Source organism: Grimontia sp. THUN1695 (assembly GCF_059704325.2).
This window is the reverse complement of record NZ_AP046577.1, coordinates 1,219,322-1,233,140: the sequence shown is the minus strand read 5'-3', so window position 1 is coordinate 1,233,140 and position 13,819 is coordinate 1,219,322. Positions and strand designations below refer to the sequence as shown.

13 protein-coding genes are annotated in these 13,819 nt (G+C 47.3%); 2 read left to right on the top strand and 11 right to left on the bottom strand.

Annotated features, from left to right (window positions below):
• Positions 1–72 precede the first annotated feature (72 nt).
• Positions 73–522, top strand: coding sequence for a tellurite resistance TerB family protein (locus tag AC6IB1_RS09160; RefSeq protein ID WP_497568759.1), 450 nt, complete (start codon positions 73–75; stop codon positions 520–522).
• A gap of 36 nt (positions 523–558) precedes the next feature.
• Here AC6IB1_RS09160 and btuD read toward each other — a convergent pair whose 3' ends face one another.
• From btuD to AC6IB1_RS09105, 11 genes are all read right to left on the bottom strand, one after another.
• Positions 559–1,314 carry a vitamin B12 ABC transporter ATP-binding protein BtuD gene (gene btuD, locus AC6IB1_RS09155; RefSeq protein WP_497568758.1) on the bottom strand — a complete coding sequence of 252 codons (756 nt, stop codon included), beginning with the start codon at positions 1,312–1,314 and terminating at the stop codon, positions 559–561.
• Positions 1,311–2,297: a vitamin B12 ABC transporter permease BtuC gene (btuC, locus tag AC6IB1_RS09150; RefSeq protein WP_497568757.1), complete on the bottom strand. Its 987-nt coding sequence runs from the start codon at positions 2,295–2,297 to the stop codon at positions 1,311–1,313. The genes btuD and btuC overlap by 4 nt, the downstream gene beginning before the upstream one ends.
• Before the next feature lie 63 nt (positions 2,298–2,360).
• Complete coding sequence (locus AC6IB1_RS09145) at positions 2,361–3,410, bottom strand: succinylglutamate desuccinylase (protein ID WP_497568756.1); 1,050 nt, start codon at positions 3,408–3,410, stop codon at positions 2,361–2,363.
• Between the two features lie 172 nt (positions 3,411–3,582).
• Positions 3,583–3,879: an integration host factor subunit alpha gene (ihfA, locus tag AC6IB1_RS09140; protein ID WP_005505538.1), complete on the bottom strand. Its 297-nt coding sequence runs from the start codon at positions 3,877–3,879 to the stop codon at positions 3,583–3,585.
• 410 nt (positions 3,880–4,289) lie between these two features.
• The gene (gene pheT, locus AC6IB1_RS09135; RefSeq protein ID WP_497568755.1) at positions 4,290–6,680 is read right to left on the bottom strand and encodes a phenylalanine--tRNA ligase subunit beta; all 2,391 of its coding nucleotides are present in this window, start codon (positions 6,678–6,680) and stop codon (positions 4,290–4,292) included.
• 19 nt (positions 6,681–6,699) lie between these two features.
• Entirely contained in the window at positions 6,700–7,683 is a 984-nt protein-coding gene (pheS, locus tag AC6IB1_RS09130) for a phenylalanine--tRNA ligase subunit alpha (RefSeq protein WP_497568754.1), read from the bottom strand.
• A gap of 359 nt (positions 7,684–8,042) precedes the next feature.
• Positions 8,043–8,396 carry a 50S ribosomal protein L20 gene (gene rplT, locus AC6IB1_RS09125; RefSeq protein ID WP_005505544.1) on the bottom strand — a complete coding sequence of 118 codons (354 nt, stop codon included), beginning with the start codon at positions 8,394–8,396 and terminating at the stop codon, positions 8,043–8,045.
• Positions 8,397–8,438: 42 nt separating this feature from the next.
• Positions 8,439–8,633 (bottom strand): 50S ribosomal protein L35, encoded by a 195-nt coding sequence (gene rpmI, locus AC6IB1_RS09120; protein ID WP_005505546.1) that lies wholly within the window; start codon positions 8,631–8,633, stop codon positions 8,439–8,441.
• A gap of 114 nt (positions 8,634–8,747) precedes the next feature.
• Positions 8,748–9,296 (bottom strand): translation initiation factor IF-3, encoded by a 549-nt coding sequence (gene infC, locus AC6IB1_RS09115; RefSeq protein ID WP_497569121.1) that lies wholly within the window; start codon positions 9,294–9,296, stop codon positions 8,748–8,750.
• Between the two features lie 3 nt (positions 9,297–9,299).
• Positions 9,300–11,228, bottom strand: coding sequence for a threonine--tRNA ligase (thrS, locus tag AC6IB1_RS09110; protein WP_497568753.1), 1,929 nt, complete (start codon positions 11,226–11,228; stop codon positions 9,300–9,302).
• A 322-nt stretch (positions 11,229–11,550) separates the two neighbouring features.
• Positions 11,551–12,759: a glycerophosphodiester phosphodiesterase family protein gene (locus AC6IB1_RS09105; protein WP_497568752.1), complete on the bottom strand. Its 1,209-nt coding sequence runs from the start codon at positions 12,757–12,759 to the stop codon at positions 11,551–11,553.
• Positions 12,760–13,027: 268 nt separating this feature from the next.
• Here AC6IB1_RS09105 and hutC point away from each other — a divergent pair, with 268 nt between their 5' ends.
• A complete protein-coding gene (hutC, locus tag AC6IB1_RS09100) occupies positions 13,028–13,732 on the top strand; it encodes a histidine utilization transcriptional repressor HutC (protein ID WP_497568751.1) in 705 nt (234 codons plus the stop codon).
• Positions 13,733–13,819 lie beyond the last annotated feature (87 nt).

The following is a 13,819-nucleotide window of genomic DNA, read 5'->3' as shown; positions in this document are numbered from 1 at the left end:
TGTAAATCTGGTGTACATCATGTTCCATTGTCACATACTCTCAGGCTAAGCACACTAACAGGGGGCAAACCGGTGTTTTCAAAACTGTCTTCGATTTTAAGAGATGTATTTGCCGAGGAAGGTGGGAATGTATCCCCAAATGAGATGCACTACCAGCGTGCAATGGCGGGGCTTCTTTGTGAAGTAGCGGGCGCCGATCATCAGTTGGATCCCCGGGAAGAATCAGCAAAAGTCAACCTGCTCTGTGCCTTGTTAGACATCGATGAAACAGAAGCAACCACACTACTGGCAAACGCTAGGATCGACAGCAAAAATGCCGTATCGCTTTATGATTACACAGACAAATTACGCCAGTTGGAGCAAGCGCAGCGGTATGCCCTGGTAAAAGCCATGTGGGAAGTCGCCTATGCTGATGGCATACTTGACCCGCAGGAAGACGCTGTTATCCGTAAAACTGCAGAGCTTTTGTATCTCGACCATGCGTTGTTTATTAAAGCCAAATTGGACGTAACCGGGCATTGATCATCCCGGATACCCCCTCTTTCTTCACAGGTCTGGTTACTGGCCGAGAATGAGGGTTTGATCTCCCACATCCACCCGCCGGAGCTTTGCACCAAACGTATGTTCCAAAGTGTCGACTGTCATCACCTCGCGAGGACTGCCTTGTGCAACGATATGGCCGTTTTTGAGCAGCACAACCCTGTCCGCGTCAGACAAAGTACGGTTAATATCGTGATTGGACATCACTACCGAAATCCCTTGGTCCGCAATCTGCCTGACGATATTGTACATCACGCCTTGTTGGGCAATATCCAACGCTGTAGCTGGCTCATCCAAAATCAACAGCTTTCCTTCTGGGTTGATTTCAGGCCATATTTGCAGGCAAACGCCAGCCAGACGCACACGCTGCCATTCGCCCCCTGAGAGTTGCTCGGTATTCCGACCCAACTTGTCAGCAATACCCAAAGCTCTACATATTTCATTGACTGCCTTCTCCGCGGCTTCTGGCATAAGGTGACGAATGGCTGACAAACTAAGACTGAGATATTGATACACACCAATGGCAAATGCCGGCTTTTGTTGTTGGCACAGGTATGCCCGCTGACGGGCAAGGGAGAGCGCATCCATCCTCGCGAGTTCAATACCATCCAACATCACTTTTCCCTGCCCTTCAGTCAATCCTGACAGCAATTCGAGAAGTGTACTTTTCCCGCTGCCGTTGGCACCCAGCAGGTGAACAATTTCCCCTCTGCCTGCACGAAAATTCAGGGGAAGAAGACGCGTTCCTAACGCTATATTTTTAGCATCAATCATACACGCCTCAATAACATCCAAATAAACAAAGGAGCGCCGATTGTCGTCGTTACTGCTCCTACGGGTAACTCTGCTTCAGCGATCGCCATTCGGCCAATTGTGTCTGCTGCCAGCATCAATGAAGCGCCGGAAATCGCCGATAGCGGCAAAAGAAATCGGTTTTCAGTACCAAACCATAATCTCAGGAAGTGTGGCACCACCAAACCGACGAAACCAATCACACCGGCCATGGCGACCGACGCACCGACCAATAAGCTCACCATTAAGATTAACTGCCAACGCAATGCATTAATGTTCAATCCTAACTGTCTAGCCTGCACGTCTCCGAGCATCATGAGATCCAGCTTTTTACCCTGGAAACAAAGCCAAATCACAGCAGGAACCATTAAGATCGCTAAGGTTAGCTGAGACCAATGCACACCAGAAAGACTGCCCATCAACCAATACATAAGCTGGCGAAGATTTAGATCTGAACTGAAATAGAATGCCCAGGTGACAATCGCACCTGAAAGAATACCGAGAGCAACACCAATCAACAGCAATCTCGCCGTCGACATTGCCCTGCGTCTTGCCAACATCACCAGTATTGTCGTAAACGCCAATGCGCCAAGCATCGCCGAGGCCATCAAACCGTAAGGTGTGGCGAATAACGGAAACAGGAACATAACAATCACCAGAGCAAGGCTCGAACCACCGGAAATGCCCAGCACGCCAGGTTCAGCCAAAGGGTTTCCCAACAAGACTTGTAAAACACCACCGGACACCGCCAGTGATGCGCCGATCAGCACGGCTGCGATTACCCGGGGAACCCGCAGTTCAATCAACAGTTGTTGTTCTAGCGCCGAGCCAAACGAAAAGGGAGATATCCAGATCTCTCCAGCGGAAAGTGAGACAAAAACACCCACAAAGAGAAGGCAGAGTGAAACAATAAATGCGGCATGCCAGCGTCTCTCATGACGCTTGGCAAGTTGAAATAACTGCATGGTTTTCGGGTTCAATTAACGATTGCCGCCAACCATACATAGAACCACTCAAAATGAAAAGTGTTAACTGATAGCGAAAATGCCAGGTACGCGCTCAACATTCACATAAAGTGGCTGGGCGTAATCTGGTTCAAAAGGCTGTACCAGCAAAGCAGCACGCTGCCCTATTGCCACATTGGCATTCGGAAACACCACGGCCTCTCCACCCGGTAAGGCATGATGTAGCACGCCATTTTCTTCAGCTAGCAACTCGCCTTCCTGAAAGAAGGTAAAGTTAGCAGTATCGTCACTGAACGCCAGTTGGAAAGACGCATCCGTTTTGGTAATCGTGCGGGTCACTTTGTAGGATGAAAAATCCTTGCTCTGTGATTCTTGTGGCAAATAACGCCCTTCAAGCATTGCGATCAACGCTTCACGCAGCGGCACAAATTCTGTCATATTGTTTTGGTAAAGCGGCGCTACCCGACCCATTTCAAATGTGGCAGCCATCGCACCATAGTTTTCCGCACTGAACCAGCTAAACGTCGAAGAAGGCGCCTGGCTCAACAGCACTGCATCCATATGTGCTGCTTTCAGGAAAGTAATCAATGGGCGCACGTCTGTTTCCTTAGTAGAGGCAGGCACAACGCCAAACATATAATGCTGTGATGCTCTGATCGCGCAGTGAAGATCGAAATGCCAACGCTCGTCATCGGCGCTATCAAAAAAATGTTTCACCTTCTCTTGAAGCCGGTTAGCAAGCGTACATTCTTCATTTCGGATAGGGTTCAAACTGGTGAAAAGCCGATTTAAATTTTCTTTTATAAAGCGCGTGTGGGCATGTATTGCTTTTGGGTGGGCTATGATAAAAAGCACGCGGTTTTTAGGTGTAATTTGTTGTTCCAAAATACTGCCAACCAAATCATCCACCAATTCAACTGGCGCGGTCTCATCGCCATGGATGCCGGATGAAATAATAATCGCTTTTTCTGACACCGGTGGCGTAACTTCAACCACACCAATCTCACTATGCTTAACATTTATACCATTTGGCAAGGTAATACAGGATGGCTGGAAATTTTCAGGTGGAAATAACGTATGCTTAAGAAAACCCCTGAATAATTGACTATCCATTTTTGACTATCCTTATGAATTGTTTGGTATCCATGTCTTAGCCATCAATATACAAACTAAACACTTTGATAACAAACGCAATTCATGATAGCTGGCTTATGCGATGTCGGGGCAATAAAAAACCGTGGTCATAACATAAGCCACGGTTCTTTGGAAAACTCTCGCACGGCGACTATTTGTCTACTTTGGCTTTCTCGACTCTCGCCTTCAGTTTTTGGCCTGGGCGGAAAGTCACAACTCGGCGAGCTGTAATTGGAATATCTTCGCCCGTTTTTGGATTACGGCCCGGACGTTCATTCTTGTCGCGAAGATCAAAATTTCCGAAGCCAGACAACTTGACTTGTTCGCCACTTTCTAACGCTTTTCGAATTTCTTCAAAAAACGCTTCGACAGTTTCCTTGGCGTCCCGCTTGCTCATCCCGACATTTTCAAACAGGTTCTCAGCCAAATCGGCCTTGGTGAGCGCCATAGGTCATTCCCTCAAGAAATGTTGAACACAAATGTGATACGTCGTATCTACACCACGAATTTCACTGCAAAAGAAATATTTACTTGCTCCTTCGTCGGGCAGCCTATTCTCTAGCAGTAACTTACGAACAGTGTAAGCCAACTGGCTGATTTGCGCCAACTTTTTTCCATATCATTATTTAGAACAGTGCTCTGTTTGTGAGCTTTTCATTCTTAAGTTATGCATAAAAAATGAGACAGTTAATTGAGTAAAGTTTCATTAAGCAATGTTTTTATTCAGTTTTTAAACAGTTGCGGAATGCGATTTGTTAAGGTTTTGATAAAGCACCAATTTATCAAAATGAAACGTGTTAGAACTTTTAGACATAAAAAAGCAGCCAATCGGCCGCTTTTTTATTTATATTTTTATCATTAATCGCGAAGATGTGCGTCAAATTTCTCACTAAGTAAAGCAATAACCGAAGCAACTGCCTCAGAAATATCTCCTTCTTCCAGCGTTCGTTCGGTAGATTGCAGACTCAGTGCTATCGCCAGACTCTTCTTACCTTCTTCTACGCCTTTGCCCTTATAAAGGTCAAACAGCTTAGCGCCGGTAACAAGGGCGTTGTCTGTCTCCAGACACGCGCGAACAACCGCTTCAGACTCCACATCATTATTTACGATTACCGCGATGTCACGGCGGTTTGCCGGGAATTTGGAGATAACAACCGCTTCCGGGATCACACGTTTGTTGATAGCAGACCACTCGATTTCAAATACGATGGTACGGCCATTCAAGCCAAACTTGCGCTCTAATTCTGGGTGAACAGTACCGATGTAACCGACGGTTTCGCCGTCCACTTCAATTGCTGCAGACTGACCTGGGTGCAGTGCGGGGTGCTTCGCGGCTTTGAAGCTGTAGTTCAGATCATCAGCCGTCAGTTCCAGAATTGCTTCCAAATCGCCTTTTAAATCGAAGAAATCAACGGTATTGCTCGCAATGTCCCAATGCTCTTCAGAGCGTGGGCCCGCAATCACACCTGCCAGCATCATCTCCTGGAGCATGCCGTTTTCGGCACCTTCACAAGGAATGAAACGCAGACCCGCTTCGAACAGGCGAACGCGTGGTTGCTGACGCTTCTGGTTGTAAGCAACCGTGTTCAAAAGGCCAGTCCACAGGCTAAGGCGCATTGCTGACATGTCTGCCGAGATAGGATTTGGCAGGATCAGCGGCTCTACGTCCGGCACAATCAGTTTCTGTTGGTTTGGCTCGACGAAGCTGTAGGTAATCGCTTCGTGGTAACCACGGTCAACCAGCAGGTCACGCACGCGTTTCAGAGGCAGGTTAGCTTCTACGTGATCATTCATCTTCAGTGATGCAACAGGCGCCTGGTTTGGAATGTTGTCGTAGCCATAAATACGGCCAACTTCTTCCACCAAATCCTGCTCAATCGCCATATCAAAACGCCAGGATGGTGCCTTCGCAGACCAGCCGTCTTCCGTTGTTTCAACATCACAGCCCAGACGGGTCAGGATTTCAACGACATCTTCTGATGGAATATGGTGCCCCAGCAGGTTGTCCAGCTTGTTGCGGCGCAACGCAATAGTATTTGCTTTTGGCAGGTGTTCTTCAGATTCCTGACCGACGATCTCCCCTGCTTCACCACCACAGATGTCGATAAGCAGTTGAGTTGCACGCTCCATAGCATGATATTGCAGCGTTGAATCCACACCACGCTCAAAGCGGTGTGAGGAATCCGTGTGCAAGCCATAGTTACGTGCTCGCCCACGGATGGCATCCGGTGCAAAGAATGCCGCTTCAAGCAGAACGTCAGTGGTGGTTTCGGCGTTTACACCAGAATCCTGACCACCAAAGATACCCGCAATCGCCAGTGCTTTGTTGTGGTCGGCAATCACCAAGGTGTTTTCGTTCAATTCTGCTTCGTTGCCATCCAGCAGCACCAGTTTCTCGCCGGGCTTCGCCATACGCGCAACAATACCACCTTCAACCTTTGCCAGATCGAAGGCGTGCATAGGCTGACCCTGCTCCAGCATCACGTAGTTGGTGATGTCTACAATAGGATCGATAGAACGGATACCACTACGACGCAGTTTTTCCTGCATCCAAAGCGGCGTTGCTGCTTTCACGTTAACACCTTTAACCACACGGCCCAGGTAGCGAGGACACGCAGCCGGTGCTTCAACCGCAACAGACACTTTATCATCAATCGATGGTGTCACTTTCTCAAACGCAGGCTGAGACACTTCAATTCGGTTCAGCACACCAACCTCACGCGCCAACCCTTTGATGCTCAGACAGTCTGCACGGTTTGCCGTCAGGTCAACATCAATGGTGACGTCATTCAGTTTGAGGTATTCACGGAAATCGGTACCGATAGGTGCGTCTGCCGGCAGTTCCATAATGCCGTTTGATTCCACATCGATGCCCAGCTCTGAGAAAGAACACAGCATACCGTGAGAAGGCTGGCCGCGAAGCTTCGCTTTCTTGATTTTGAAATCGCCAGGAAGTACAGCGCCGACAGTAGCAACCGCAACTTTCAGGCCAAGGCGGCAGTTTGGCGCACCACATACGATGTCCAGCAGTTCTTCACCACCAACGTTGACCTTGGTCACACGCAGTTTGTCTGCATCAGGGTGCTGGGCACATTCAACCACTTCACCAACGACAACGCCGGTAAACTCACCGGCAACGGCTGCGATGTCATCAACTTCCAGACCAGCCATGGTGATTTGGTGTGCCAGTTCTTCGCTGTTTACTGCAGGGTTCACCCACTCGCGAAGCCAGGATTCACTGAATTTCATTTATCAATTACCCCAATGCTTACTTGAATTGTTTCAGGAAACGCAGATCGTTCTCAAAGAACGCACGCAGGTCGTTTACGCCGTAGCGCAGCATGGTCAGGCGTTCAACCCCCATACCAAACGCGAAACCTGAGTATTTCTCTGGGTCGATGCCAACCGCACGTAGAACGTTCGGGTGAACCATACCGCAGCCCAAGACTTCCAGCCATTTTCCATTTTTGCCTTTTACGTCAACTTCCGCTGAAGGCTCAGTAAACGGGAAGTACGAAGGACGGAAACGCACTTCCAGATCTTCTTCGAAGAAGTTACACAGGAAGTCATGCAGAATGCCTTTCAGTTGCGCGAAATTCACGTTTTCGTCAACCAGCATGCCCTCTACCTGATGGAACATTGGGGTGTGAGTTTGGTCGTAATCGTTACGGTAAACGCGGCCAGGTGCAATAAAGCGCAGCGGCGGTTGCTTCGCTTCCATGGTACGGATTTGAACACCAGAGGTATGCGTACGCAGCATCAGATCAGGGTTGAAGAAGAACGTATCATGATCGGTACGTGCAGGGTGATCTTCCGCAATGTTCAATGCATCAAAGTTGTGGAACGCATCTTCGATTTCTGGGCCAGTTTCAACTGTAAAGCCCAGCTCACCAAAGAAGCTTTCAATTCGCTCGATAGTGCGCGTCACTGGGTGAATACCACCGTTTTCAATACGGCGGCCAGGCAAAGTTACATCAATCGTTTCAGCAGCCAGCTTGGCTTCAAGTTCTGCCTTTTCCAATGCCGCTTTACGTTCAGTCAGCGCTTGCTGAACCGCTTGCTTGGCTTTGTTAATGCTCGCACCTGCTTCACGGCGTTCTTCTGGTGGCAGTTTACCCAACTGTTGAAGCTGGAGCGTCAGCTCACCTTTTTTACCCAGGTACTTAACACGTACTTCATCCAGAGCCGCAACCGAATCAACTGCGTCGATGGCAGCCATTGCGTTGGATAGAATCTCTTCTAGTTGTTGCATCGTTTCCTCATCTGCCTGCACAGGCAGTGTCCTACGGGGGAGTAAAAGATATACCAATTCTCGGAACAAAATCCGCATATCGTCAGTCACGAACGTATTGCGAAAAGTGCTCTGGGAATTGGTATGAGACGTAACGACACATAGTAATAAATCGGTTAAACAAAGCCAATCCGAAATGCATGATAAGTACTAGCCATGACTATTTCATCGCCACATTTTTTCGACACATTCTGCGTTAATGATGAAGATGGAGAATTGTTGAAACCCTGACGTAAATTTTTGATGGCTCAAAGCGGAAAATGAAACAAGAAAAAGGGGAGCCGAAGCTCCCCTTTCCCAAAACGTCTATTCTGTAAAAATTACAGAGCAGCTTTCGCTTTCTCTACCAAAGCAGAGAATGCAACTTTGTCGAATACAGCGATATCAGCCAAGATCTTACGATCGATTTCGATAGACGCTTTCTTCAGACCGTTGATGAAACGGCTGTAAGACATACCGTTTTGACGAGCCGCAGCGTTGATACGTGCAATCCACAGTTGACGGAATTGACGTTTCTTCTGACGACGGTCACGGTAAGCGTATTGACCAGCTTTAGTAACTGCTTGGAAAGCTACGCGGTAAACACGTGAACGTGCACCGTAATAACCTTTAGCTTGTTTCAGAACTTTCTTGTGACGTGCACGAGCCTGTACACCACGTTTTACGCGAGCCATTATGTCTCTCCTAAACTAATTCGTTAAAAATACTAAGAAAAATTATGCGTATGGAAGCATACGAACAACTGCACCGATTTCGCACTTAGGCAGAATCGCGTTTGGACGCAGTTGACGTTTGTTCTTAGTAGTACGCTTAGTCAGGATGTGACGTTTAGTAGCATGCTTGAACTTGAAACCGCCGCCAGTTTTCTTGAAACGCTTAGCAGCACCTTTATTTGCTTTCATCTTAGGCATGATGAATAACTCCGCATTGTATGCATTAATAACTGTGTAATTTGGCGAACAAAGAAGCCATACCCCGCTCTAAAAGAACGGGCGCATAGCCTCAATGTTACTTGTATGCCGAAATTACTTCTTCTTAGGGGCAAGAACCATGATCATTTGACGACCTTCAATCCTTGAAGGGAAGCTTTCTACTGAAGCAATTTCAGCAGTGTCTTCCTTCAGACGATTCAGAACGTCAACACCGATATCCTGGTGCGCCATTTCGCGACCACGGAAACGGATTGTAACCTTGACCTTGTTACCCTCTTCAATAAAGCGAACCAGGTTGCGTAGTTTTACCTGATAGTCGCCAACATCGGTACCAGGACGGAATTTAATTTCCTTGATCTGGACAACTTTTTGCTTTTTCTTCTGCTCTTTCGCAGCCTTACTCTTTTCATAGATGAACTTACCATAGTCCATCACACGACAAACTGGAGGCTCGGCATTAGGGCTGATTTCTACCAGATCAACGCCCGCTTCTTCTGCGGTTCTCAGAGCTTCTTCAAATGAAACAACACCAAGTTGTTCACCGTCGATACCAGTAAGACGTACTTCACGCAAACCGCGAATTTCTTCGTTTAGACGGTGAGCATTTTGTTGTTTAGCCGGGGCTTTTCTTGCGCCTTTAATACCTTATTCCTCCAAAATATTAAGAGTTCGGGTACGAATTTCGTCCTCAAGCAGAGAAATAAATTCGTCAATTTTGTATTTACCCAAGTCTTTACCTTTGCGTGTACGTACCGCGATTTCACCAGCTTCCATCTCTTGGTCGCCGCAAACCAGCATGTAAGGTACGCGCTTCAAAGTATGTTCGCGGATTTTAAAGCCAATCTTCTCGTTTCTCAAGTCCGCAGAAGCTCTAAATCCTGCTTTTTGCAGTTTTTTCGCGACTTCTTGAACATATTCAGCTTGATTATCAGTAATGTTCATGACAACCGCTTGCTGAGGCGCCAACCAACTTGGGAAGTGACCTGCGTATTCTTCAATCAAGATACCGATAAAGCGTTCCAATGATCCCAGAATCGCACGGTGAATCATCACAGGAATATGGCGCTCGTTGTCTTCACCTACGTAGGTCGCACCCAAACGTTCAGGCAACGCAAAATCGAGCTGCACAGTACCACACTGCCATGCGCGATCCAAACAATCATGCAGGGTAAATTCAATCTTAGGACCGTAGAATGCCCCCTCGCCTTCCAGAATCTCGAACTGAATGTTCATGGATTCTAACGCCTCAGCCAGTGCTTTTTCTGCGCGATCCCACATCGCATCTGAACCCACTCGCATCTCTGGGCGGGTAGAAAGTTTTACAACAATATCTTCAAAACCAAAGGTTTTGTATGTGTCGTAAACCATTTTAATGCAAGATGTGACTTCCTGTTGTACCTGTTCTGGGGTACAGAAGATGTGTGCATCATCCTGAGTAAAGCCACGGACACGCATCAAACCGTGCAGTGCACCCGATGGCTCATTACGGTGGCAACTGCCAAACTCCGCCATACGCAATGGCAGGTCACGGTAAGATTTCAGGCCTTGGTTAAAAATCTGCACGTGACCAGGACAGTTCATTGGCTTGAGGGCGTATTCACGGTTTTCGGATTGCGTTGTGAACATGTAATCGGCGTATTTGTCCCAGTGACCTGAACGCTCCCATAGAACACGGTCCATGATCAGCGGGCCTTTCACTTCCTGATAATCGTATTCAGCCAGTTTTGAACGCACAAAAGCTTCAAGTTCACGGAAAACCACCCAACCGTTGTGGTGCCAGAACACCATACCCGGCGCTTCTTGCTGCATGTGGTAAAGGTCAAGCTGTTTACCCAGTTTACGGTGATCGCGCTTCGCGGCTTCCTCCAGACGCTGCAAGTGTGCTTTCAACTCTTTTTTATCGCTGAACGCGGTACCGTAGATACGTTGCAGCATCTTGTTGTCGCTGTTACCGCGCCAGTATGCACCGGCAACGTTCAGGATTTTGAAGTTTTGGCAAAAACCCATGTGTGGTACGTGCGGACCACGGCACATGTCAATGTATTCTTCATGATGATAGAGGCCTGGACGATCGTCGCGGGATACGTTTTCGTCCAAGATTTCCATCTTGTAGGTTTCACCACGTGACTCAAAGGTGTCACGCGCTTCCTGCCAGCTCACGTTCTTCTTGATAACCTGGTATTTGGTCTTGGCCAATTCTTTCATGCGTTTTTCAATCGCATCCAGGTCTTCTTGAGTCAGAGAACGATCAAGGTCAACGTCGTAATAGAAGCCGTTGTCGATGGTCGGGCCGATCGCCATTTTCACATCAGGGAACAGTTGCTTAATAGCATGCCCAAGCAGGTGCGCACAGGAGTGACGGATGATCTCAAGACCGTCTTCATCCTTTGCAGTAATGATTTCAAGGTTGGCATCTTCGGTGATCAGATCGCAGGCATCAACACGTTTACCGTTAACACGGCCAGCAATACATGCTTTCGCCAAACCAGAACCGATGTCTGCTGCAACATCGTAAGTAGAAACGGGGTTATCGAATGAACGTTGACTACCGTCAGGAAGAGTAATTACAGGCATTATTTCGTCCTATTTTACAGTGGTGCTACACACGAAGTAGCACTTGCTTAAAATTTTTCTCATTAACAACAATGTAATATGTTGTGAATAATGAGTCTTTGGGAAAAGTCTTCAGGTACAAATTTTGGTACAAATCAAAATATATGTACGGGAAGAGATGAAGAATTGTAACTATGTAGTGGAATAACGCAACCTGTAAAAGGGATAAGCAATCGCATCATATGACAGAGTTGAACGGAATAAACTGTCACACATCATGCAATGTGATACTGCAATGCTGTTGTTTCAGGCCCCAACGAACCCTTCGTTGAGGCCTGCTTTTCTATTTGATGTTCATACAGTTTGCGTAAAAAGTGGTGGTTGCAGGCCAGTCAGAGAAGACGGCAACAACACCCACGTCCTGGGCCAACACATCCAGTAACTTAAGCATATCACCATCGTTGTTGATAACGTCTTTTATGCTCTGATAATACCAGCCGCCACCGTTACCAAGGTGTCCCGAGCGTTCCAGTGACCAGGTAATAATGTCCAGACCTGCTTCTTTCGCCATTTTCGCATAGTCAGAAGGCACAATTTCACCTTTGTCATCAAGAGTAACGAGTGCAAACAAAGGAGGCGCGATGTATTCAACGCCCGATGCCTTGAGCGCCTTCATTTCTTCAAGAGAAGGTTTCCAGTTCTCTTCTCCCATACGTTCATCAAGATACACGGCTTGACGGCCAAATTTCGGCTCCGACGCTATCCAATATTTGACATCTTCCAGATTAAAAGACTGTGGAAACACTTGGTCAGGCGAAATACCGGCTTCTTTATACTCATCAATCATTTTTTGCGCGTAATCTTGTTGCGTGAATCCTTGATAAGGCATCTCAACAACAGGCGATTTTAGCTCTGGTGTCATCTTCACACCCAGTGCTTTAAATAAGGCGATGCTTTCAGCATGCGTCATTAATGTACCGCGACTGGCATAAAGATCAGTTCGCCAACCTGGTGTACCGTTCATGTATTCTTCTGGCGTGATCGCCATAGGGTTTGCGCCATCCATTTTGCCTTTCAGGCGTTTAAATTCTTCCAGTGTGAAATCCGTGGTGCGGCATTCAACCCTGGCCTCCTCTCCTGTTTCAGGGTTTGCTGGCGTGAAGGGGACGGTGCATTTTGCCGCAAGATCAGGATGGGCAAGAACATCTGTCGTTGTGTGAAGGTCATTTTGGGAATGGCGGCACACCAAGGCTTTATCTTTGGTGAAAGCAACATCGCATTCTAAAACACCGGCCCCCATTTTCGCGGCGGCAATATAGGATTCTTTAGTGTGCTCTGGAAACATCATCGGTGCGCCGCGGTGGCCAATAGAAAACTCACTTTTACGTGGTTTGTCATCCAGACATTTTTCCAGTTTTTCTTTCAACTCGCCTTCATCCATGTCTGCAACCAGAAACAAAGGACGCGGGCCCAACGTGTAATCACTGGCTGCCAGTGCACTGCCTGCGACAAGTGCAGAGAAAACCAAGCCAAACTTGACGATATTTTTCATCTATAGCTTCCTTATTAAAAGACGTCACCCCCAAACACACAAATAACAAGATGTTAGGGCACACACTTGCGTTATGTCACGGTGCGGCATTCTGAATGCTCTAGATGAATGATTTAATACAGAAATTTTACCGTTTCATGTCAATTTAACGATTTGCCAGAGCCCATTATTACCTTATGCCATATCGTTCACCCTGTCTTCTTACCTTGATTTTCATAAGGACTTCAATAATCATGAATTGTATATACGAATGAAAAACTGAGAATCTATGCCTAAATCTCCCCGTTTCCAACAAATCAAAGATTTCCTGATCCAGAAAATTGAGTCACGGGAATGGCCTGTAGGCTCCAAAGTTCCTACCGAAGCTGAATTGTGCAAACAGTTTTCGGTAAGCCGGATGACAGTGAACAAAGCCATGCGTGATTTGGTGAATAGCGGCTGGCTGGAACGGACACCAAGGCTTGGCACATTTGTTTGCCAGCCTAAAGCAGAAAGCCCTTTGGTGGATATTCGTAACATTGCCGAAGAAATCAGCGCCCGGGGGCAGAAACACCATAGTAAAATCATTACACTACAGCGTATCAGCGCGGCGGAAGACGTTGCAATGCGCCTTGGTTTGAAACTTGGCAGCGATGTGTATAAAAGTGAAATCGTTCACTTCGCTGATGATGTGCCCATTCAGGTAGAACTCAGGTGGGTTAACCCAACTTTTGCACCAGATTATTTAAATCAAGATTTTAACCAGATCACCCCAAACCATTACCTGATGAAAACCTGCCCTTTGGGGACCATTGAACACACTGTTGAGGCCATTCTTCCTCCTGCCCACATCGCATTGCAGCTTCAAATAGACGCCAACCAGCCTTGCCTGTTGCTTCACCGCCGGACATGGAGTGAAAACCAACTGGTGAGCGCAGCACTGCTCTACCATCCCGGAAACCGGTACAAACTGAGCGCCAGAACCGATCTTTAATCCTCGCTGGTTTCAACACATTTTTTTAAACTGGCCACACAGGTTTACGCTTATCATCACAAATTCATAACAATATGGGTTGAAACC